The following is a 22550-nucleotide window of genomic DNA, read 5'->3' on the forward strand; positions in this document are numbered from 1 at the left end:
AAAATGGAGGTAGAGTCAGTTTGATGAAAAGAGAAAAAGGGCTGCTTATCGTATTATCAGGGCCTGCAGGCGTCGGCAAGGGCACGGTTTGCGGGGCATTGCGGAAGCAGAATACAGCGATTGAGTATTCTGTTTCGGCGACGACGCGGAAACCGCGCGAAGGCGAAAAGCATGGTGTTAACTATTTTTTTAAAACACGAGAACAATTTGAGCAAATGATCGAGGATGGAAAATTGCTAGAATGGGCCGAGTATGTTGGCAATTATTACGGCACGCCCATTGACTATGTCCAGGAGACGATCAATGCTGGTAAAGACATTATTTTAGAAATTGAAGTGCAAGGAGCGCAAAAAGTACGGAACGTATTTCCAGAAGGCGTATTTATTTTTTTAGCGCCTCCAAGCTTAAAAGAATTGCGCGACCGCATTGTCGGCCGAGGCACGGAAACAGAAGACATTATTAATGAACGGATGACAGTAGCAAAAGAAGAAATTGATTTAATGACAATGTATGATTACGTCGTCGAAAACGATAAAGTCGAATGGGCGGTCGAGCGAATTAAAGCGATTGTAACAGCTGAACATTGCAAACGGGAACGCCTAATAAAAAAATACAAAGAACTTGTGGAGGTCGAGAAATAATGCTGTACCCTTCAATTGACAATTTGCTAGAAAAATTGGATTCAAAATACTCGCTTGTTACAGTCTCTGCACGTCGTGCTCGTGAAATGAAAGAAGACGCTGCCCGGGTGCCTCTTGTGGAAAAGCCGAAGTCACATAAGTTTGTCGGCATTGCCCTTGAGGAAATTGTGAACGATCAGCTGACAAAGCGTGTGCCAAAAGAGGAGCAGTGAAAAAAGCGAATAAAAACGAAAGCTGTCTTCGTACACATTTGGTTTGCCATATCGGCACCTTGGCCCAAAGAAGACAGCTTTTTTGCATCTTTGCCTAAATGGAGGTAAGCACCATGTTAAAAAACAAGACGATTGTAGTAGGCGTGAGCGGAGGCATCGCCGCTTTCAAGACAGCAGCGCTTGTCAGCAAGTTAACACAGGCGGGGGCGAACGTTTATGTGGTCATGACAGAAGCCGCCACGAAGTTTGTAACGCCGTTGACGTTTCAAGCACTATCTCGTAATCCTGTTTATACAGATACATTTACAGAACCAGACGCAACAAAAATTGCCCATATTGACATTGCTGACCAGGCGGATCTTGTTTTGATTGCTCCTGCAAGCGCCAATACAATTGCGAAATTAGCGGCAGGCATTGCTGACAACATGCTGACAACGCTTGTGTTGGCAACGAAAGCGCCAGTGGCATTAGCACCAGCAATGAATGTCAACATGTACGAACACCCGTCTGTACAGGAAAACATGGAAAAACTACGGTCTTATCATTATCAATTAATTGAACCTGGCGCGGGTTATCTTGCTTGCGGTTGGGTCGGCAAAGGCCGTATGGCCGAGCCAGAGCAACTGCTCGAACTGGTGGATACGCTTTTGGAAGAGGCGACAGCTTTGCGAGGCAAACAGGTAATCGTAACGGCAGGGCCGACAAGGGAACCTCTTGACCCAGTTCGTTTTTTCAGCAATTACTCTTCTGGAAAAATGGGGTATGCGCTGGCGCAAGAAGCACGGCGACGCGGCGCTTATGTCACGTTAATAACAGGTCCGACGGCGCTTGAAGCTCCTGTTGGCGTTGAGACGGTCGCCGTACAAACAGCGGAGGAAATGTACAATGCGGTAAATAAGCGCTATCAACAAGCAGATATCGTCATAAAAGCAGCAGCAGTTGCCGATTACCAACCTGTTGACGTTTTTGCCCATAAACAGAAAAAGAACGCAGACAAATGGTCGGTTGCACTAGAGCGGACAAAAGATATCTTGCGTTTTCTTGGCGAACATAAACAGGAACAAATTCTTGTCGGCTTTGCAGCCGAGTCTGAGCAACTGCACACATACGCCAAAAGCAAGCTTGAACGAAAAAACCTTGACTTAATCGTCGCGAACAACATTACTACTGAAGGCGCTGGCTTTGATGTTGATACAAATGTGGTCACTGTATTTACTAGAGATGGACAGGAAACGGCTTATCCGCAAGCCTCAAAAAAAGAGGTAGCCAAGCAAATCCTCAATGAACTAGAAGCTTATATGAAAAGGCGTGAAGCGTAAAGTGATTGCCCGTGTCATTGTTGATGTGCCGACAGCACAGACGGACAGGCTATTTGATTACGAAGTGCCGCACGAATGGCGAGCGTTTGCACGCCCAGGTGCCCGTGTGATTGTCCCTTTTGGGCCTAGGCGCATACAAGGGTTTGTCGTCGCTCTCGAACAAACGAGCGAAGCAACGAAACTAAAGCCAATTAGTGAAGTGCTTGATCCATTGCCAGTGCTTAGCAAAGAATTGTTAGAACTTGGGGACTGGTTGGCAAAAACAACCGTTTGTTACAAAGTCAAAGCGTTTTCTGCGATGCTGCCAGCCGCGTTAAAAACAAAAGTCAGCAAACAAGTTGAGCGTAAAGCGGCACTGGATTTGTTGCCATTGCCGCTGCAAACGCTGTTCGCGGACCACGATGTCGTACCATGGGAAGAAGCACGCAGTCTCATGAAACAAGATCTGTCGCTTCTAAAAACAGCGCTTGACGAAGGGGTAGTCTCACTCGTATATAAAGTGACTGAAAAAGGCGCCAAAAAGACAGCGAGACTCGTACAAGCTTTGCCGAAACAAGTAGAGGACATTCCCGAACGTGCCAAAAAGCAGCGGGAACTTTTTTGCTATTTGCAGGAAAATGGCCCAATCCTAACAAAGGATGCGCTACAACAGAGCAAAACGACTAGGGCGATATTAAAAGCGTTAATTGAAAAAGGGTTTGCGAAAGAGACGGATGTAGAAGTTTACCGTGATCCGTTGCAACATGAGCAAATCCCCCCTAGCGCTCCCCTGGAATTAACGCCAGCGCAGGCAGCGGTGATTGCCCCCATTGAAGCAGCGATTGAAAACGGCCACCATGAAGCGATGCTCCTTCATGGCGTAACAGGGAGTGGAAAAACGGAAATTTACTTGCAAGCCATTGCAAAAGTGTTGGAAAAAGGCAAAGAAGCGATGATGCTTGTGCCGGAAATTTCATTAACACCGCAAATGGTAACGCGTTTTAAGGCAAGGTTCGGTGACTTGGTGGCGATTATGCACTCTGGTTTATCGAGTGGCGAAAAATATGATGAATGGCGGAAAATCTACCGTAAAGAAGTAAAAGTCGTTGTTGGAGCGCGCTCGGCTGTATTTGCTCCGTTTACAAACATTGGCCTCATTATCATTGACGAAGAACACGAAGCGAGCTACAAACAAGAAGAAACGCCGCGCTACCATGCGAAAGATGTTGCCCTTTACCGGGGACGGAAGCACAAGGCTCCTGTTCTTTTAGGCAGCGCCACTCCTTCAGTTGAATCGTTTGCTCGTGCCAAAAAAGGCGTATACCGCCTTTTGTCTTTGAGGGAACGAATTAAAGGGCGCCCCCTTCCAGAGGTCGATGTTGTCGATATGCGTGAAGAACTGCGACGTGGCAACCGTTCGATGTTTTCAGGGCAGTTGCTGCAAGCGTTGCAAGCACGCCTTGAACGCAACGAACAAAGTGTGCTGTTTTTAAACAGGCGCGGCTACTCGACGTTTGTTATGTGTCGGGATTGTGGTTATGTGGCCAGCTGTAGCCATTGTGACATTTCCTATACATACCACCGGGCTGGCAATTCGCTCAAATGCCATTACTGCGGCGATGAACAGCCAATGCCAAAGACGTGCGCAGAATGCGGAAGCGATCATATTCGTTTTTTTGGCTCTGGTACGCAAAAAGTCGAAGAAGAGTTAGCGCGCCTTTTGCCTGAAGCAAAAGTAATACGGATGGACGTCGATACAACGAGAAAAAAAGGGGCGCATAAACAACTTCTGGAAGCATTCGGGAAAGGTGATGCTGACATCTTATTAGGAACACAAATGATTGCCAAAGGGCTCGATTTTCCGCGGATTACCCTTGTTGGCGTATTAACAGCAGACACGATGCTGCATATTCCTGATTTCCGCAGTGCTGAGCGGACATTCCAACTGTTGGAACAAGTGGCAGGGAGGGCTGGGCGTGACCAGCTTAAAGGCGAGGTCATTATCCAGTCATATACACCTGACCACTATAGCATCCAGCTCGTAAAAAGCCACGACTATGAACAATTTTTCGCCAAGGAAATGCAACTGCGCAAACAGGGCAGTTATCCGCCTTATTACTATATGGCGCTCTTGACCATTTCCGATACGGAGCTTGCGAGCACGATATCAGCGGCACAAAAAGTTGCCCGTTACTTAAAAGAGAGCTTAAACGAAGAAACTGTTGTCCTCGGCCCGGTTGTCTCGCCAATTGCCAGGATCAAAGATAGATATCGCTACCAATGCGTGATAAAATACAGGCATGAACCAAAGCTTCAAGAAATACTTGATACCGTCATGCGCCATTATTTGCGCGATGCAACGAACAAAAAACTGCAAATTAGCATAGATGTAAATCCGCATTTCTTTATGTAAGTAAGGAGTGGAACTGTTGAAAATTGTTTTTATGGGAACGCCGGCATTTTCAGTGCCGATTTTAAAACGGCTGATTGATACTCATACGGTATTGGCAGTCGTCACACAGCCTGACCGTCCAGTTGGCCGCAAACGCCTGCTAACGCCAAGCCCGGTAAAAGAAGAAGCGCAAAAACATGGGATTCCAGTACTGCAACCGGAAAAAATTCGCGAGCAGCATGAAGACATTCTTGCGTTTGCGCCGGAGTTAATCGTAACCGCTGCTTACGGGCAGATTGTCCCAAAAGCTGTCCTTGATGCTCCTCCATACGGGTGCATCAATGTGCATGCTTCACTGTTGCCAAAATACCGCGGAGGGGCCCCGATTCATCAAGCGATTATCGACGGCGAGAAACAGACAGGCATTTCGATTATGTATATGGCGGAAAAGCTTGATGCTGGAGCTGTTCTTTCCCAGCAAGCGGTAGCGATAACAGATGAAGACGACGTGCAGACGATGCATGACAAGCTAAGCGCGATTGGCGCCGATTTGCTTGAAAAAACGATTGTTGCTTTAGAACAGGGTACAATTGAGGCCGTTGCGCAAGATGAGGACAAGGCAACGTTTGCTCCTAATATTAAACGGGAGCAAGAAGTGCTCGATTGGCAAAAGCCAGCAAGGGCGCTATTCAACCAAGTGCGCGGAATGCGGCCATGGCCAGTTGCCTATACGCTTGTAAACGGCAACCGTTTGAAAGTGTGGGAGGCAAAAGAAATAGCAGGGGAGCATGAGTGCGAGCCTGGTGAAATCCTAGCCACGACAAAACAAGGAATTGACGTTGCTTGCGGGAATGGGACGATTTTGCGATTGACGGTTGTCCAGCCAGCAGGAAAAAAAGCGGTGCTAGCAAACCAACTGCTGCAAGGAGCCCATCCGTTCCAAGTAGGAAAGCGTCTCGGTGAAGGGCATGAATAGGCCGAGCGTTCGCGAAGTGGCGCTTGATGCGCTGCTCAAGGTCGAGAAAAACCAAGCGTATAGCCATCTGTTGCTTCATTCGACTTTAAAGGCCGCCGGGTTGGACAAGCGCGACAGCGGGCTGCTGACGGAACTCGTTTACGGTACGATTGCCAGGAAGCAAACGCTTGATTACTATTTGGCGCCTTTTATAAAATCAGGTAAAAAACGTGCTTTATGGATAGATGTACTCTTGCGCCTTTCTGTCTATCAAATGGTATTTTTGGATCGCATTCCTGACCGTGCAGTTGTCCATGAGGCTGTTACGATTGCCAACAAACGAGGCCATAAAGGCATTAGCGGCCTTGTCAACGGTGTTCTTCGCTCCATCCAACGGCAAGGATTGCCTAACGTCGATGCAATTGCTGATCCAATCGAGCGAGCCGCCGTGCAAACGAGCCATCCGCAATGGCTGATGGCTCGCTGGATGAACCAATATGGCAAAGACGATGCCATTGCAATGGCAAATGCCAATAACATTCCCCCTGAAGTGTGTTTGCGCGTCAATAGGATGAAGACAACAGCAGCAGAACTAGTGGCGCATTTAGGGAATGAAGGAGTTGAGGCAGAAAGGAGCAAGCTGCTTCCTGATTTGGCTGTCCTAATAAAAAAAGGCAATCCATTTGGAGGGGAAGCCTACAAAAAAGGACTTTTCACCGCTCAAGACGAAGCGTCTATGCTTGTCGCTAAGCTTCTTGGTCCAGAAGAGGGAATGGATGTCCTTGATGCTTGTGCGGCGCCAGGAGGGAAAACCACCCATATTGCCGAACAAATGAACGGGACGGGCCATATTTTAGCATTAGACCTCCACCCCCATAAAGTCAAGCTCATTGCCGAGCAAGCAGCGAGGCTCGGTCTTGAGAACATTGAAACACGTGCAGAAGATGCAAGGAAGCTTCAAACAAAACAACACTATGACCGGGTTCTTGTCGATGCGCCTTGTACGGGATTTGGCGTTATCCGGCGCAAGCCTGACATCCGTTGGTCGAAGACAGAAAAGGACGTAAAGCACATTGCCAACGTCCAAGCAGCGATTCTCGCCCATGCAAGCCAGTTTGTCAAACAGGGTGGCACGCTTGTCTATAGCACGTGTACAATTGAAAAAGAAGAGAACGAACATGCGATAGAACGCTTTTTAGACACTCATCCACAGTTCGAAACGAATGAACGATTTTATAGAAGGTTGCCTGATCACATTCAAGCAAACGGGCGTTTTAGCCAGCTTGGCCTAACGATATTGCCCCATGATTTTGGCACAGACGGGTTTTTTATGGTTGCTTTAACGCGGAAGCATGAATGAGCCTGGGCGCAAAGAAGAGACTGCTAAATGAGGTGACGTTTTTTGATTGAAAGCACAGCATTTTTAACAGATGTAGGCAAAGTGCGGTCCCATAATGAAGACAATGGCGGCATTTTTGTATCAGCAGCAGGCACGCTTGCGATCGTCGCTGACGGCATGGGCGGCCACTCTGCCGGCGATGTTGCTAGCCGCCTGGCGACAGAAGTAATGGAGGCTGAGTGGCGCAAGTTAAAAGAGCCTCTGTCAGCGTCATCTGCAGAACAATTTTTAAAGGAGGCGTTTGAACACGCCAATGCCTCGATTTTGGCCCACGCCAAAGAGAACCCTGATTGCGAAGGGATGGGCACGACTGCTATTGCTGCTGTCTGTACTGAAGAATACACGACGATTGCCCACGTTGGCGATAGTCGCGCCTATATTTATAATGGAAAGCAATTGGTCCAGCAAACCGATGACCATTCACTTGTTGCAGAACTGGTTCGCAGTGGCCAAATTTCTGCAGAAGAAGCTGATCACCATCCCCGGAAGAATATCGTGCTACGGGCACTCGGTACAGAAGCGCAAGTGAAAGTCGATTCTTTTACGATTCCTTCTGAGTTTATCGATACGCTAATGATCTGTTCTGATGGTCTGTCCAACAAGCTTGCTATTAAAGAGTTGCAAGTCGAGGTCGAGCGCAAAGAGGAGCTGTCTGTCATCGCCAAGTCTCTGATTGCTCGAGCAAATGAACGTGGCGGAGAGGATAATATATCGATCGCCCTTGTCCGTTTTAGCAAGGAGATAGGTGAATAATATGATAGGCGAACGAATTGGCGGGCGTTACGTCGTTTTGGACAGCATTGGCGGCGGCGGAATGGCCAATGTTTATTTAGCGCTGGATGTGATTCTTGATCGGCACGTGGCAGTAAAAGTGCTCCAGCCACAATTCTCAGAAGACGAACAGTTTATTAATCGTTTTAGGCGTGAAGCCCAAGCGGCGACAAGTCTTGCCAACCCGAATATCGTAAACATTTACGATGTCGGCGAGGAAGACAACGTCTACTACATTGTGATGGAATATGTGCGCGGGCGCACATTAAAGCAAGTGATTCAAGAAGAAGGGCCTTTAGACATTGGCGTTGCCCTTGATTATTTTAAGCAAATTTTATACGGTGTCGGCCATGCCCATGCCATGCAGATCGTCCATCGCGACATTAAGCCGCAAAACATCTTAATTAGCGAAAACGGCGAAGCGAAAGTAACGGACTTCGGAATTGCGAGGGCGATGACGTCAGCAACGATCACCCATACTAATTCTGTTATGGGCTCTGTCCACTACTTATCGCCGGAGCAAGCACGTGGCGGCCATGTGACCTATCGCTCTGACATTTATTCACTTGGCATTGTCTTATATGAAATGGTGACAGGGCAGATTCCGTTTTCTGGAGATACGGCTGTTTCGATTGCAATCAAACATTTACAAAACGACATTCCCTCTGTACGTGAATTGGTGCCAAGCGTCCCTATAAGCGTTGAAAATGTCATTAGGAAAGCGACTCAAAAAGACCCACTGCAACGCTATGAATCTGCAGAGGAAATGGTCTGGGCTTGCGATGCTGCGCTATCCGCCGATGCTGAGGAAGATGTCGCTTTTGTCGAAGACACGGTTAGTGACGAAACGACGAAGGAATTGCCGATTATTGGCGCCTATGCCGATAAAAATTTAGAAGATACCATTGCAGTGCCAAGCAAACCTAGTAATCATCAAGAAGAGGCAGAAGACGACAACGTGCCTGAACCGGAAGCGAACACCACTTCTGATGATGGCAACGGAGTGAAAAAGAAAAAGCGGAAAAAATGGCTGTGGTTGAGCGCGGTTGCACTAGCAGTGCTCATCGGGGCAACGGTCCTCGCTTTTACGTTTTGGAACGCGCTTTTCTTCGTTCCTGAGCAAGAGGTGCCTGATGTTGTCAATATGACCGAAGCAGAAGCGGTTGAGGAAATTGAATCCCGTAATTTACGGGTAGAAACGGAAGAAATCGCCGATGAAAACTACGATGAAGGACGCGTCGCCCGACAAAATCCACAAGCGGGCCGGGTCATTAAAGAAGGCCAGCCGGTCAAACTATTTATAAGCGCCTCGAAAGATGAAGTCAAAATTGATGATTACCAAGGGCTTACCCTTTCATCGGCAACGAGGCTCCTTGAGCAGAAAGGATTTTCTGTAGAGACACAGCCACGGGAAGACAACAGCGAGCCGGAAAATACAGTATTATCCCAAAGCCCATCGCCGAACACAATGGCTGTTCCTGCCGAGACGACGGTCGTGCTCACATACAGCGTGCCTGAATCGATTCAATTGGATGACTTAACGAACCAAACAGAAGATGATGTACGTGCTTATTTTAACAGCGAAGGCTTGCGTGGCTCATTTTCGAGGGAATACGACGACGACATCGCGGAAGGGCGGGTCATTAGCCAGTCTCCAGAGCCGTTGTCAACGCTAGAGAGAGGGGACAATGTGAGTGTGGTGTTATCAAGAGGGCCAGAGCCGCTTCAAGAACAGCCTGGCTCACCTCCAGCGGAAGTCCCCGAGCAGCCTACAGATGAAGCCGAAGACCCTGTTGAAGAAACGCCTACTCAAGGCGAAGACGATGAGGGAGAGCCGACGATGGTTTATCGCGTAACGCAAACGATTGTCGTTTCAGAAGAACAGCAAGCAGAAGGGCAAAGTTTTGACATTCGCATCGTTGGCAAAGATGCCGATTCACAAGGCGATGAACGAGTGCTTGTGGAAGAAACGATTAGTGAGACGACTGATTTTGAAATCGATTTGCGTGTAAGTCCTAGCTACACAGGCTCTTACGATGTATATATAAATGATGAATTCAATCGGCAGTCGCAAATCTATACGTACACTGAGGAAGAGGAATAGGCGCACGAACGCCTGATGTTGTCAACGACGACATATGCGAGCGTTTGTTTACAGTCTCTAGGGCGTGGAAACGCGCCCTTCTTTCAATAAGCAGCCGGACGTTAAAAAGAACGAGTGGTCGTGAAAATCAAGCAGGAAAGAGAGGGATGGTATGCCAGAAGGACTGATTGTCAAAGCGCTCTCTGGCTTTTACTATGTACAAAGCGAAGGGGCGCTTATCCAATGCCGAGGCAGAGGGGTTTTTCGGAAGCGCAAGCAGACGCCGCTTGTCGGCGACTATGTCGAATTTGAGGCGGAAAATGAAACGGACGGTTATGTGATGGCGATTAAAGAACGGAAAAATCAGCTAAACCGACCACCTATCGCCAACGTTGACCAGGCGATTCTCGTCTTTTCGGCAAAAGAGCCTGATTTTCATACGCTTTTGTTGGATCGCTTTTTGGTACATATCGAACAACATGATATCAAGCCTGTATTGGTCATTAGCAAAACCGATTTGCTTGAGGCGAGTGAACGGGATGTCCTAACTCGGCAAATGGCGGTGTATGAGCAAATCGGTTATCCCGTCCTATATACATCGACGAAACAGGCCGATGATCCTAGCGAATTGCTTCCGTTGTTGGCAAACCAAGTATCTGTGATTGCTGGCCAGTCTGGAGTCGGGAAGTCTTCGCTATTGAATGCGCTTGCCCCAGAAGCAAAAATTGAAACGAATGAAATATCAAGGCATCTTGGGCGGGGACGTCATACAACAAGGCATACTGAACTTTTGCCGATAGGTGAAGGCCTTGTCGCTGATACCCCTGGGTTTAGCTCGCTGGAGTTTACGGACATGGAGGCAGAAGACCTCCGCTTTTGTTTTCCAGAGTTTTTAAGCTTGATGGATGACTGTAAATTTAGAGGCTGCCTTCATGACAAGGAGCCTAAGTGTGCCATTAAGGATGCAATAAAAACTGGGGATGTTGATTCTTTCCGCTATAAACACTACTTGCAGTTTTTACATGAAATTCAAGATCAAAAAAGGAGATATTAACATGATCAAAGTAGCGCCTTCAATTTTAGCGGGTGATTTTTCAAGAATGGGAGAGACAGTCCAAGCTTGTGACGATGCAGGGGCCGACTGGATTCATGTCGATGTGATGGACGGGAAATTTGTGCCGCCAATCACATTTGGACACCAAATGGTGGAAGCGATCCGCCCTTATACAGATCTTCCATTAGACGTCCATTTAATGGTCGAGCAACCTGAAAAACAAATCGCGTTTTTTCAACAAGCAGGCGCCGATTGCCTCAGTGTTCATGTTGAAGCTAGCGCTCATTTGCACCGGACGGTTGCCGCTATAAAAGAAGCAGGCATGAAAGCAGGGATTGTTCTTAATCCTGGCACTCCTGCTTATGCTGCTGAGCCTGTGCTTGCAGACGTCGATTATGTGCTGCAAATGACGGTCAATCCCGGTTATGGCGGGCAATCGTTTATTCCAGGGGCACTTGCCAATATTAAAAAGCTCCGCGCCATGATTGATGAACGCCAGCTGCCAGTAGATATTCAAGTAGACGGCGGCATTAACCCGACGACAGCACAACAATGTGTCCAAGCAGGAGCGACAATTCTTGTCGCTGGATCGGCAGTGTTCAAGGAAGCCGATTTAGCAAAAGCGATTGCGCAAATCCGCGGCCAGTGAATGCTGCGAATTACCCCTCATGTTAAAACCCTTGTGACGCCTAGGAAAACAGGTCTGATTTTTCCTCTTGCTGCATAGTCTAATAATAACTACGGGTGGACACGTCAAGAAGGCGTTTGACCTCATGAAAGGAGAGCGGCAAATCAGGCTGCTGACTCATTCAAATGAAGGGCAAATCTCGGTTTGGCGTGTGCTCGCAAAATTTATTGTTCAGGCGTGCCTGATTGCCAGTGCTTGAGGAGGAGGAGCAATGAGATTTTATACGATCAAGCTGCCGAAGTTTTTAGGAGGATTTGTTCGAGCAATGCTTGGCTCATTTAAAAAAGAATAAGATAAAAAAACACCGCAGTAATTGCGGTGTTTTTTTTGCGTATTTAGACGCGTTCTACTTTTCCTGATTTAAGGGCGCGCGCCGAAACATATACACGCTTCGGCTTTCCGTCTACCAAGATACGAACTTTCTGTACGTTTGCACCAAAGCGACGCTTTGATTTATTCATTGCATGAGAGCGCTTATTCCCAGAACGCGCTTTACGACCAGTTATATAGCATTCACGAGCCATGTAGTGCCACCTCCTTAACATTCTCAACAAAAACACGTAGTCAACGTTACTCAAACATCTTAGCATAGGCCTTTCCATAACGCAATAAAAAAAGACAAGTAAAAAGGCTTGACGCAAATCAAAAGCTTTTAAAATAGAAGGCGATATAGTAAAATGGCGATACGTATGGTTACTATTTGAAGGAGGCAGAGCAATGACAATTGAAATGAAAACGGAGCTTGGTACAGTCGATGTGTCACAAGATGTGGTTGCAACGATTGCAGGAGGCGCAGCGATTGATTGCTACGGCATTGTCGGCATGGCCTCACAAAAACACTTTAAAGACGGGTTAGCGGAGCTGTTAGGAAAAGAAAACTTCCGTCGAGGTGTGATTACCCGTGAAGAAGGGGAAGAACTTCACATTGATATGTACATTATCGTAAGTTATGGCACAAAAATTTCAGAAGTCGCCCATATGGTCCAAACAAAAGTGAAATACGATTTAGAGAAAATGCTTGGGCTTGAAGTGGAATCGGTGAACATTTTTGTGCAAGGGGTTCGCGTCGCGAATCCTTAGGATCGAGAAGGGGGAAGACAAAGTGAGCAAGAAATTGAATGGCGAGACGCTTGCCCATATGTTTATAGAGGGGGCAAGCGAGCTAGCGAACAAAGCGGATGTAGTTGATTCGCTTAACGTATTCCCGGTTCCAGACGGGGATACGGGAACAAACATGAATTTGACGATCACTTCTGGCGTCAAAGAAATCCAGAAGTCGCAGCAAGGGGACGTGGCTGAAGTTGCTAGCGCTTTTGCGAAAGGGCTTCTAATGGGCGCACGAGGGAACTCAGGCGTCATTTTATCGCAATTGTTCAGAGGCTTTTCCAAAGCGGTGGAACGACATAGCGAGTTGACGACTGAACAATTTGCAAAAGCATTGCAAGCGGGTGTGGCCACTGCTTATAAAGCAGTAATGAAGCCAGTCGAAGGGACGATTTTGACTGTAGCGAAAGACACCGCTAAAGCAGCAGAGCAGGCAGCGAAAAAAGAAACGGACTTTCCGTCATTTTTAACAACGATCATCAAAGCGGCAGAGCGCTCTCTTGCAAGCACACCAGATTTGCTCCCTGTCTTAAAAGAGGTCGGCGTTGTCGATTCAGGCGGGCAAGGGCTTGTTTATATTTATGCTGGCTTTCTACAAGCGCTTACAGGCGAGCGGAAACCGAGCTTGTTGGCAGAGCCAAGTATAGGCGATTTGATTAATGCAGAGCACTTTCATGCGCAAAATGCCCAGTCTCATATGGAAACGGGCGATATTGAATTCGGCTATTGCACGGAGTTGATGGTGCGTTTTGACCGTGAAAAACTGGAAAAGCAGCCATTTCATGAAGAAGCTTTTCGAGAAAAATTAAGCGAGTACGGCGATTCCCTTCTTGTTGTATCAGATGATGATTTATTAAAAGTGCACATCCATGCGGAATATCCAGGCGAAGTGTTGACAGAGGCCCAAGCGTATGGACCACTCATGCAAGTGAAAATTGAAAATATGCGCGAGCAGCACGCACGCCTTACAACAAATGACAGCCACGCTGGGCATGCCCCAGCAACGGCACGGCCGAAAGCAGAGTTTGCGATTGTGACGGTCGCGATGGGTTCAGGAATTGAAAAACTGTTTAAGGGCCTTGGCGCTGACCAAGTCATTGCCGGCGGGCAGACGATGAACCCAAGCACAGAAGACATTGTCCAAGCTATTCATAAAGCCAATGCCAAACAAGTCATTATCTTGCCAAACAACGGCAATATTGTCATGGCTGCCAAACAGGCTGCAGAGGTAAGCGAAGCGGACGTTGAAGTCGTGGCGACGAAGACGGTTCCCCAAGGTTTAGCAGCGTTGCTCGCATTTAATCCATCAAACAGTTTGCAAGAGAACGCCGCCGCAATGGCCGAAGCGATGAAGGAAGTAAAAACGGGCGAGTTAACGTACGCAGTCAGGGATACGCAAATGGATAATCAGACGATTAACAAGGGCGATTTTATGGGGATAGCCGACAAAAAAATTATTGCTTGTGGCCCTCGTAAACAAGACGTGGCGAAAAAGCTCCTTGATGAAATGATTGATGAGGAAGCAGAAGTGCTGACGATTATAACGGGCGAAGACGCGACCGCAGACGATACAAGTCAAATTGAAGCTTACGTCAATGAGCGCCATGCCGACATGGAAGTCGATATTGTTGAGGGCGGACAGCCGTTGTACTCGTACATTTTTTCAGTCGAATGACCCGGCTTCATAAAGGACGAGAACATGGATAAGCAAGGCATAAGGAGCATGGACGATAACGGGAGGGGATCGTTTGGAAAAGGTGAAAATTGTCACAGACAGCACGGCAGACATTCCTAAGGAGTTAGCAGAAGCACATGGAATTACCGTTATTCCGCTCAACGTTCATTTTGGCAATGAGCAATTCGAGGATGGTGTCACGTTGACACCGCCTGCATTCTATCAAAAATTGCAGCAAGCGAGTGAAATGCCGAAAACGTCGCAGCCATCGCCAAACCAATTTGAGGAATTGTACCGTAGCCTGGAAAAAGATGGCGCAAAGGAAATTATGTCGATTCATCTTTCTGCAAAAATGAGCGGTACGCTACAAGCGGCTCTAATTGCGAAAGAGTCCCTCAAGGGAGAACTGGATGTTCATGTATATGATTCCAAGCGCGCTTCGTATGCGATCGGAATTATTGTCGTTGAAGTGGCAAAACTGGCGGCAAAAGGGGCCACACTGGCAGAATGCCAAAAGCGCTTTGAAGAACTGCTTGAGCAAACGACTGTTTATTTCTTAGTGGACACGCTCGAGTTCTTGGAAAAGAATGGCCGGATCGGCAAGGCGTCTGCCCTTATTGGCACGTTGTTAAAAATGAAACCACTTCTTTCCTTGTCAGAGGACGGTGAAGTGTATGCCAAAGAAAAAGTAAGAGGGCAGAAAAAGGCAATCGCAAAAATGCTTGCTTTGCTTGAAGAAGGATACGGCAATAAGAACGTCCATGTCGGCATTTCCCATGCTGTCAATGAGACGCTTGCAAATGAGCTGGCCAATGAGGTGAAAACCCGTTTTCAAGTACAGTCGCTGACGGTTACAGAAATTGGCGCAGTCATTGGCGCTCATGTTGGTCCTGGGACGGTTTCGCTGTCAATGACAGAAGCGGAGCAAAAGTAAAAATCGAAGGCTGCCCATTCCCCATAAGAAGATGGCAGTCTTCTTTTTCCTTAAAAATGGAGGGATGGTAATGAAATATCGGACGGTTTTTGATATTATCGGCCCTGTCATGATCGGCCCCTCGAGTTCTCACACTGCTGGAGCGGCACGGATTGGCAAAGTGGCGCGTGCCCTTTTTGCTGAAGTCCCTGAACGGGCAGATGTACATTTCTACGGCTCTTTTGCGAAAACGTACCGTGGGCACGGAACGGATGTGGCCGTTGTAGGTGGTTTGCTTGACTACGAAACAAACGACGAGCGCATCCGTGATGCTTTCAACCATGCAAAAGAAGCAGCAATGGACGTTCATCTCCATGAGGAAGAAGCCGTCGTCCACCACCCCAACACATGCCGGATCAAGCTAACAAAAGGCGATAAACGCTTAGACCTTGTCGGCGTTTCGATTGGCGGAGGCAAAATTGAAATAGTCGAGTTGAACGGATTCGAACTCCGTTTATCGGGGAACCACCCGGCTATATTGGTTGCCCATCTTGACCGTTATGGCGTGATTGCCGCAGTGAGCAACCTCCTTGCAAAACATCAATTGAATATCGGGCATATGGAAGTGTCGCGTAAAGAAAAAGGGGAAACCGCGTTAATGGTTATAGAAGTCGACCAAAATGTCGATAAAGCGCTGCTTTTGGAACTAGAGAGGCTCCCTCATATTACCCATGTCTCGAAAATCCACGATTAAAGGGAGGGGATCCGTTTGTTTAAAAATGTCGAAGAATTAGTTACGAAAGCGGAACAGGCCAATATGCCCATCTCGGAAGTGATGATCACCCAAGAAATCGAAGTGACTGGTAGAGAGAGGCGCCAAATTATTGAACAGATGCGCGGGCAATTGCTGGTCATGGAGCAAGCAGTAGAACGGGGGATCCACGAAGACGTCGTATCCGTTTCTGGGCTGACTGGCGGTGACGGCAAGAAGCTGGCTGCTTATGTGAAAAACGGGACAATGATTGGCGGTGAGACGACACTTTTGGCTGTGGCGGGGGCGATGGCAACCAATGAAGTGAACGCGGCAATGGGGACAATTTGCGCGACGCCAACTGCAGGTTCGGCTGGCGTTGTTCCTGGTGTGTTGTTTGGTGTCGCCCATAAGCTGAAGCCTACGGAAGAACAAAAGCTCAACTTTTTATTTACAAGCGGCGCGTTTGGCTTTGTTGTCGCAAACAATGCTTCTATTTCCGGGGCTGCTGGCGGGTGCCAGGCCGAAGTAGGATCGGCAACGGGTATGGCAGCAGCAGCGCTAGTCGAACTGGCTGGCGGGACTCCTAGGCAAAGCGCCCATGCAATGGCAATTGCTTTAAAAAATATGCTCGGCTTAGTGTGCGATCCAGTTGCCGGCTTAGTCGAGGTGCCTTGTGTGAAGCGGAATGCTGCAGGCGCTTCCCTTGCAATCACGGCGGCGGATATGGCTTTAGCTGGCATCGAGAGCCGCATCCCTTGCGATGAAGTCATTGATGCCATGTATAAAATTGGCCAAACGATGCCAGAAGCACTGCGGGAGACAGGAGAGGGCGGACTTGCGGCAACGCCAACTGGCCGCAAGCTTGAAGCGGAGATTTTTGGTAGGAGAACGAAACAAACGAAATGAGCATTGGCACGCTTGATGTAACAGCCATAAAAGGCGTTGGCGAAGAAAGCGGAAAATTGCTCAATAAAATGGGCATTTTTACAGTTGGCGATTTGCTTGAGTATTTTCCGTTCCGTTACGAGGATTATGCCCTCAAACAGCCTACAGAAGCAGCCCATGATGAACGTGTGACTATGGCGGGTAAAATCCAAAATGAAGCGAGCGTCCGCTACTATGGCAAAAATAAAAACAGGCTGACGTTTCGGATCGAAGTGGATGGCGTGTTGGTGACAGCCACTTTCTTTAACCGCGCGTTTTTAAAGAGCAAGCTTCAGCCTGGAATGGACGTGACCGTCACTGGGAAATGGGACGCGCACCGGCTGACCATTACAGGGTCTGAATTAAAATTCGGCATCGTTGAACGGGAAGGCAACCTCGAACCTGTTTATCACAGTTCAGGCAAAGTGACAAGCAAGGCATTGCAAAAATGGATTGCTGCCGCCTTCTCTGCGTACGGTAGCCAAATTGAAGACCCATTGCCTGAAAGCATTCGTAAACGCTATAAGTTGATGGGCAAAGGCGAAGCGCTCCGCCATCTTCACTATCCCCTCAATCGAGAAGCAACGAAGCAGGCAAGACGACGTTATGTGTATGAGGAGCTGCTTTTGTTTCAATTGAAAATGCGCGCTTTTAAAGAAGCGATTCGCAACCAGCAAGGCGGGAGGCAGCTTGACGTAAAAGAGGATGATATTGCCGCATTTACTTCTTTATTGCCGTTCCCCCTTACAGGCGCTCAACAGCGCGCGGTTGCTGATATTGTGTCAGACATCCGCTCACCGTTAAGGATGAACCGTCTCTTGCAAGGAGATGTTGGCTCAGGAAAAACAGCTGTTGCGGCGGCATGTATGGCCGGAGTTGTCGGAGCTGGCGGTCAATGTGCATTAATGGCGCCAACTGAAATTCTTGCTGAACAGCATGCTACAACGATTGAAGCGTGGTTTGAGCCACTCGGCCTAAAAACGGCGTTGCTCGTTGGCAGTGTCAAAGGCAAAAAACGCCGTGAAGTGCTTGAACAAATCGCCAAAGGAGAAGTGGATATTGTCATCGGCACACACGCCCTCATCCAGGAAGATGTTGTCTTTTCTACACTCTCCCTCGTTATTACCGATGAACAGCACCGTTTTGGGGTGGAACAGCGCCGCATCCTTCGCGATAAGGGCGAACATCCAGATGTATTGTTTATGACGGCCACGCCTATCCCACGAACGCTGGCGATTTCAGTTTTTGGTGATATGGATGTATCGGTGCTTGATGAAATGCCTGCTGGCAGAAAGCCAATTGAAACGTATTGGGTCCAGCACGAGATGTTAGAGCGTGTGCTTGAATTTGTGCGCAAAGAAGTCAAGAAAGGCCGCCAAGCGTATGTGATTTGCCCTCTGATTGAAGAATCCGAAAAGCTTGATGTGCAAAACGCAATTGATTTTCATAGCATGCTAACTGCCCATTTTCAAGGAGACGCCCAAGTTGGATTAATGCACGGGCGTTTACAAGCTGCTGAAAAAGAGGCAGTTATGGCCGCTTTTGCGCGCAATGAATTGCATATTTTAGTTTCAACAACGGTCGTCGAAGTTGGCGTCAATGTGCCGAATGCAACCGTTATGGTCATTTACGATGCCGACCGATTTGGCCTTGCCCAACTTCATCAATTACGAGGCCGCGTAGGACGAGGCGATGAAAAATCCTATTGTATTTTAGTTGCTCAACCGAAGACAGAAGTTGGCAAAGAACGGATGCGGATTATGACAGAGACAAGCGATGGTTTCGTTTTGTCAGAGCGAGATCTAGAATTGCGGGGTCCAGGTGATTTTTTTGGTTCGAAACAGAGCGGTCTTCCCGATTTTAAACTTGCTGATGTCGTCCACGATTACCGGACATTGGAAGCAGCGCGCCAAGATGCTGACCGTATTTTTAAAGCGAATGTCCTGAAAACAGATCCAGAGTACAGGTTGCTCTATGATTACTTGAAAAAAACAGGAGCCTTCGATGAAGTCAAGCTCGATTAAAGGTTGAATCCTACGCTGAAGATCTATATACTAGTCTTAGTACCTAGTCTTAATTCTGAAATGGAAATGTGGAATACAGGCGGTGTGGAGATGAAGATAAAAAAGAAAGAACGGCAACGGCTGTTGATGGAGCTGCTTGAAGGGAACCCTTTTATGACCGACGAAGAGTTGTCGGCCCACTTTGGCGTCAGCATCCAAACGATTCGTCTTGACCGAATGGAACAAAACATTCCAGAACTACGGGAACGCATTAAAGACGTTGCCTACAAACAACGAGACTCGGTTATTTCTTTAGCGCCTGAAGAAGTCTTTGGCGAGATTGTCGATCTTGTCCTTGAAGAGCGTGCCATTTCCATCTTTGATGTTGGGCCGGAGCACGTGTTTGAAAGGAGCGGCATCGCCAGAGGCCACCATTTGTTTGCACAGGCAAATTCCTTGGCTGTAGCACTCGTGAACAATGAATTCGTCCTTACCGCCAAAGCGTCTATTCAGTTTACTAGACCCGTCCGTGTAGGCGAACGTGTCGTTGCGAAAGCAGAAATGGCTGGAAAAGGGAGCGGGCGTACACGGATTCTAGTGACAAGCCATGTAAACCAGGAAGTCGTGTTTACTGGTGAATTCGCGATGTTTCAGCAAAACGAAACGGAAGAGAGGCCACAGCAATGAGAATAGCTTTGGATGCCATGGGGGGAGACAATGCGCCTAAAGCACACGTCGAAGCGGCGATTCGGGCGGTTCAGGCATTTCCAGAGCTTGAGGTCACCCTTATCGGCAATGAAGAACAAATTAGACCACATCTTACCGACACTACACGCCTAACTGTCATACATACGACTGAAAAAATCGAGGACACGGACAAGCCGACAACAGCTGTCCGCCGTAAAAAAGAGGCATCGATGGTGCTTTGTGTAAAAGAAGTAAAAGAAGGCCGCGCTGATGCGTGTATTTCTTCTGGAAACACAGGTGCGCTCATGACGGCAGGTCTTCTTTATGTCGGGCGCATTAAAGGCGTCGAGCGCCCAGGGTTGGCGCCAACGTTGCCAACGAAAGACGGCAATGGCTTTTTGCTCCTCGATGCTGGTGCCAATATGGACGCCAGTCCTGAACACTTGCTCCAATACGCAATCATCGGCGATGCGTATCGACGCAACGTCTATCAACAAAAGAATCCACGCATCGGCCTCCTGAACGTCGGCACAGAGGCTGGAAAAGGCACGGAGTTGACGAAACAAGCGTACCAGCTTCTTGAAAACAGCTCCCTTCATTTTATCGGCAATGTCGAAGCAAGGGATTTGTTTGCAGGCGTCTGCGATATCGTCGTTTGCGACGGCTTTTCGGGAAATGTCGTTTTAAAAAGCGTGGAAGGGACAGCGAAAATGGTCTTCTCACTGCTCAAAGAGCAATTGACAAGCTCATTGCCTGCTAAGCTTGCAGCGGGTATGCTCAAGCCCCAATTCCGCAATCTTAAAGAGAAAATGGATTACTCGGAGTACGGTGGTGCTGGGTTATTTGGCCTAAAAGCGCCTGTAATAAAAGCCCATGGCTCATCAGATGCGAATGCGGTTTTTCATGCAATACGCCAGGCGAAAGAAATGGTCGACAATGAGGTGACAAGGGCGATCACACAAAAATTAGAAAATGGGGGAGAGTAAAGTGGGGAAAGTTGCCTTTTTATTTCCTGGACAAGGCTCACAAAAAGTTGGCATGGGAGCAACGCTTTTTGCTGAAGATTTGATGGCAAAGGAAGTGCTTGAGCGGGCTGACCAAGCGCTTGGTTTTCCTCTTTCAGAGATCATCGAACATGGACCAGAAGACAAGCTGAAACAAACGGCTTATGCCCAACCTGCTTTAGTGACGATGAGCACTGCAGTCCTCCAATTGTTCCGCGACGCTGACATTCAAGCAGATTTTGTTGCAGGCCATAGCCTAGGGGAGTATTCCGCTTTAGTGGCATGTAAGTCCCTTACATTTGAAGATGCGGTCACACTTGTTCATCAACGGGGGACACTCATGGAGGAAGCTGTGCCACAAGGACAAGGGGCGATGGCAGCGGTACTCGGCTTAAATAAAGAGGAGCTTGAGGAAGTGGCTTCCGAAATTGCAGCGGACGGCGAAGTTGCTGAACTTGCCAATTTGAATTGTCCAGGGCAAATTGTCCTGTCAGGGACTGCGAAAGGAATTGAACAAGCAGCAGTATTAGCAAAACAAAAAGGGGCCAAGCGTGTCTTGCCACTTGCCGTCAGCGGGCCATTCCATTCGTCGTTGATGAAGCCTGCGGCCAATCAATTCAAACAAGCATTAGAGCAAACGCCATTTGCCAATCCGACTGTTCCACTGATCGCGAACGTGACCGCTGAAGTGACAGATGCCCCTGAAGTCATTCGCGAACAGCTTGCCGAACAAATTTATTCACCAGTACGTTTTGAAGAGAGCGTACGCCGCATGATTGAACTCGGTGTCGACACATTTATTGAAATTGGCGCAGGCAATGTATTGTGTGGATTGGTTCGTAAAATTGACCGCAACTTGCGGACATTTGCTGTCAGCGACCGCGAGTCATTTGAAAAGATGGCGGCTGCGCTGAAAGGAGACAAGCATTCATGTTAACAGGAAAAACGGCCGTTGTAACAGGCGCTTCACGTGGAATTGGCAAAGCGATCGCCCTTGAACTTGCTGCCAAAGGGGCGAATATCGTCGTCAATTATGCAGGAAATCGAGACCGTGCTGAAGAAGTAGTCGCCAACATTAAAGCGCTTGGCCAAGAGGCGTTTGCGTATCAGGCTGACGTTGCCTCCGAAAGGGAAGTCGCAGCGATGATGAAAGAAGCGATTGGCCGCTTTCATTCAATTGATATTTTAGTGAACAATGCCGGCATTACGCGCGATAACTTGCTAATGAGAATGAAAGAAGACGATTGGGATGCCGTCATTGATACCAACTTAAAAGGGGTGTTCCATTGCGCGAAAGCAGTCAGCCGGCAAATGATGAAACAACGTGCTGGCAGAATCATCAATGTCTCGTCTGTCGTTGGCGTAATGGGTAACGCTGGGCAAGCGAATTATGTTGCCGCCAAAGCAGGTGTCATTGGCTTGACTAAGTCTTTGGCGCGGGAATTGGCAGGGCGAGGCATTCTTGTCAATGCGGTGGCGCCCGGCTTTATTACGACAGATATGACAGATGAGCTAGCAAGCGAAACAAAGGAACAGCTGCTTAAACAAATCCCATTGGCGAAGCTTGGTGAACCAGAGGATATCGCTCGTGTTGTTCGGTTTTTGGCAAGCGATGACGCCGCTTACTTAACCGGCCAAACAATCCACGTTGACGGCGGCATGGTCATGCCTTAAATAAGAGCCAGCTTGACAGGCTTACACTCTGTCGGTACAATTCTTGTGCTGATACTTTTGGGAGGAGGTGAACGTTTTGGCAGATGTCATGGAGCGTGTTACAAAAATCATCGTTGACCGTCTAGGTGTCGAAGAATCAGAAGTAAAACTAGAGTCTTCTTTTAAAGAAGATTTAAAAGCTGATTCTCTTGATGTCGTTGAGCTTGTTATGGAGCTTGAAGATGAGTTTGACATGGAAATTGCTGATGAAGACGCAGAAAAAATTGCAACGGTTAAAGATGTTGTCGATTACATAAATAACAACCAATAACCGCGAGAA

The 22550-nt window shown here is 48.0% G+C and carries 23 protein-coding genes; 22 read left to right on the forward strand and 1 reads right to left on the reverse strand.

What is annotated here, in order from left to right; all coding sequences use genetic code 11:
• The first annotated feature begins 23 nt into the window (after positions 1-23).
• From gmk to spoVM, 11 genes are all read left to right on the forward strand, one after another.
• Complete coding sequence (gmk, locus tag BC8716_RS16415) at positions 24-641, forward strand: guanylate kinase (protein ID WP_094427429.1); 618 nt, start codon at positions 24-26, stop codon at positions 639-641.
• Positions 641-853, forward strand: a complete 213-nt coding sequence (gene rpoZ / locus BC8716_RS16420) for a DNA-directed RNA polymerase subunit omega (protein ID WP_094427431.1) — start codon at positions 641-643, stop codon at positions 851-853. The genes gmk and rpoZ overlap by 1 nt, the downstream gene beginning before the upstream one ends.
• A 113-nt stretch (positions 854-966) precedes the next feature.
• A complete protein-coding gene (gene coaBC / locus BC8716_RS16425; protein WP_094427433.1) occupies positions 967-2172 on the forward strand; it encodes a bifunctional phosphopantothenoylcysteine decarboxylase/phosphopantothenate--cysteine ligase CoaBC in 1206 nt (401 codons plus the stop codon).
• 1 nt (position 2173) lies between these two features.
• Entirely contained in the window at positions 2174-4564 is a 2391-nt protein-coding gene (priA, locus tag BC8716_RS16430) for a primosomal protein N' (protein WP_094427435.1), read from the forward strand.
• 13 nt (positions 4565-4577) lie between these two features.
• Positions 4578-5519 carry a methionyl-tRNA formyltransferase gene (gene fmt / locus BC8716_RS16435; protein WP_094429278.1) on the forward strand — a complete coding sequence of 314 codons (942 nt, stop codon included), beginning with the start codon at positions 4578-4580 and terminating at the stop codon, positions 5517-5519.
• Positions 5512-6858 (forward strand): 16S rRNA (cytosine(967)-C(5))-methyltransferase RsmB, encoded by a 1347-nt coding sequence (gene rsmB / locus BC8716_RS16440; RefSeq protein WP_094429277.1) that lies wholly within the window; start codon positions 5512-5514, stop codon positions 6856-6858. The genes fmt and rsmB overlap by 8 nt, the downstream gene beginning before the upstream one ends.
• Positions 6859-6900: 42 nt before the next feature.
• On the forward strand, positions 6901-7650 hold the full coding sequence (locus BC8716_RS16445; protein WP_094427438.1) for a Stp1/IreP family PP2C-type Ser/Thr phosphatase: 750 nt from the start codon (positions 6901-6903) through the stop codon (positions 7648-7650).
• Between the two features lies 1 nt (position 7651).
• The gene (pknB, locus tag BC8716_RS16450) at positions 7652-9772 is read left to right on the forward strand and encodes a Stk1 family PASTA domain-containing Ser/Thr kinase (protein ID WP_094427440.1); all 2121 of its coding nucleotides are present in this window, start codon (positions 7652-7654) and stop codon (positions 9770-9772) included.
• A 151-nt stretch (positions 9773-9923) separates the two neighbouring features.
• On the forward strand, positions 9924-10805 hold the full coding sequence (gene rsgA / locus BC8716_RS16455) for a ribosome small subunit-dependent GTPase A (RefSeq protein ID WP_094427442.1): 882 nt from the start codon (positions 9924-9926) through the stop codon (positions 10803-10805).
• A gap of 1 nt (position 10806) precedes the next feature.
• Positions 10807-11454 (forward strand): ribulose-phosphate 3-epimerase, encoded by a 648-nt coding sequence (gene rpe / locus BC8716_RS16460; protein ID WP_094427444.1) that lies wholly within the window; start codon positions 10807-10809, stop codon positions 11452-11454.
• A gap of 250 nt (positions 11455-11704) precedes the next feature.
• On the forward strand, positions 11705-11785 hold the full coding sequence (spoVM, locus tag BC8716_RS16465) for a stage V sporulation protein SpoVM (RefSeq protein ID WP_094427447.1): 81 nt from the start codon (positions 11705-11707) through the stop codon (positions 11783-11785).
• Between the two features lie 43 nt (positions 11786-11828).
• Here spoVM and rpmB read toward each other — a convergent pair whose 3' ends face one another.
• Positions 11829-12017 (reverse strand): 50S ribosomal protein L28, encoded by a 189-nt coding sequence (gene rpmB, locus BC8716_RS16470; RefSeq protein ID WP_011247154.1) that lies wholly within the window; start codon positions 12015-12017, stop codon positions 11829-11831.
• A 193-nt stretch (positions 12018-12210) separates the two neighbouring features.
• Here rpmB and BC8716_RS16475 point away from each other — a divergent pair, with 193 nt between their 5' ends.
• The 11 genes from BC8716_RS16475 (at position 12211) to acpP (ending at position 22541) form a co-directional block, all read left to right on the forward strand.
• The gene (locus tag BC8716_RS16475; protein WP_011247153.1) at positions 12211-12573 is read left to right on the forward strand and encodes an Asp23/Gls24 family envelope stress response protein; all 363 of its coding nucleotides are present in this window, start codon (positions 12211-12213) and stop codon (positions 12571-12573) included.
• A gap of 58 nt (positions 12574-12631) precedes the next feature.
• Positions 12632-14272: a DAK2 domain-containing protein gene (locus BC8716_RS16480; protein WP_094429279.1), complete on the forward strand. Its 1641-nt coding sequence runs from the start codon at positions 12632-12634 to the stop codon at positions 14270-14272.
• An 82-nt stretch (positions 14273-14354) separates the two neighbouring features.
• Positions 14355-15206, forward strand: coding sequence for a DegV family protein (locus tag BC8716_RS16485; RefSeq protein WP_322500143.1), 852 nt, complete (start codon positions 14355-14357; stop codon positions 15204-15206).
• Positions 15207-15276: 70 nt separating this feature from the next.
• Complete coding sequence (gene sdaAB, locus BC8716_RS16490; protein ID WP_094427451.1) at positions 15277-15939, forward strand: L-serine ammonia-lyase, iron-sulfur-dependent subunit beta; 663 nt, start codon at positions 15277-15279, stop codon at positions 15937-15939.
• Positions 15940-15954: 15 nt separating this feature from the next.
• Positions 15955-16845: an L-serine ammonia-lyase, iron-sulfur-dependent, subunit alpha gene (sdaAA, locus tag BC8716_RS16495; protein WP_035201509.1), complete on the forward strand. Its 891-nt coding sequence runs from the start codon at positions 15955-15957 to the stop codon at positions 16843-16845.
• Positions 16842-18887, forward strand: a complete 2046-nt coding sequence (gene recG / locus BC8716_RS16500; RefSeq protein ID WP_094427453.1) for an ATP-dependent DNA helicase RecG — start codon at positions 16842-16844, stop codon at positions 18885-18887. Before sdaAA ends, recG begins: the two co-directional genes overlap by 4 nt.
• A 90-nt stretch (positions 18888-18977) precedes the next feature.
• Positions 18978-19553: a transcription factor FapR gene (gene fapR / locus BC8716_RS16505; protein WP_094427456.1), complete on the forward strand. Its 576-nt coding sequence runs from the start codon at positions 18978-18980 to the stop codon at positions 19551-19553.
• Positions 19550-20539: a phosphate acyltransferase PlsX gene (gene plsX, locus BC8716_RS16510; protein ID WP_094427458.1), complete on the forward strand. Its 990-nt coding sequence runs from the start codon at positions 19550-19552 to the stop codon at positions 20537-20539. The genes fapR and plsX overlap by 4 nt, the downstream gene beginning before the upstream one ends.
• Position 20540: 1 nt before the next feature.
• Positions 20541-21494, forward strand: coding sequence for an ACP S-malonyltransferase (gene fabD, locus BC8716_RS16515; protein WP_094427461.1), 954 nt, complete (start codon positions 20541-20543; stop codon positions 21492-21494).
• Positions 21488-22231 carry a 3-oxoacyl-[acyl-carrier-protein] reductase gene (fabG, locus tag BC8716_RS16520; protein ID WP_094427463.1) on the forward strand — a complete coding sequence of 248 codons (744 nt, stop codon included), beginning with the start codon at positions 21488-21490 and terminating at the stop codon, positions 22229-22231. The genes fabD and fabG overlap by 7 nt, the downstream gene beginning before the upstream one ends.
• Before the next feature lie 76 nt (positions 22232-22307).
• Positions 22308-22541, forward strand: a complete 234-nt coding sequence (gene acpP / locus BC8716_RS16525) for an acyl carrier protein (RefSeq protein ID WP_011247143.1) — start codon at positions 22308-22310, stop codon at positions 22539-22541.
• Positions 22542-22550: the final 9 nt, after the last annotated feature.

The organism is Shouchella clausii, assembly GCF_002250115.1.
GTDB lineage: Bacteria > Bacillota > Bacilli > Bacillales > Bacillaceae_D > Shouchella > Shouchella clausii.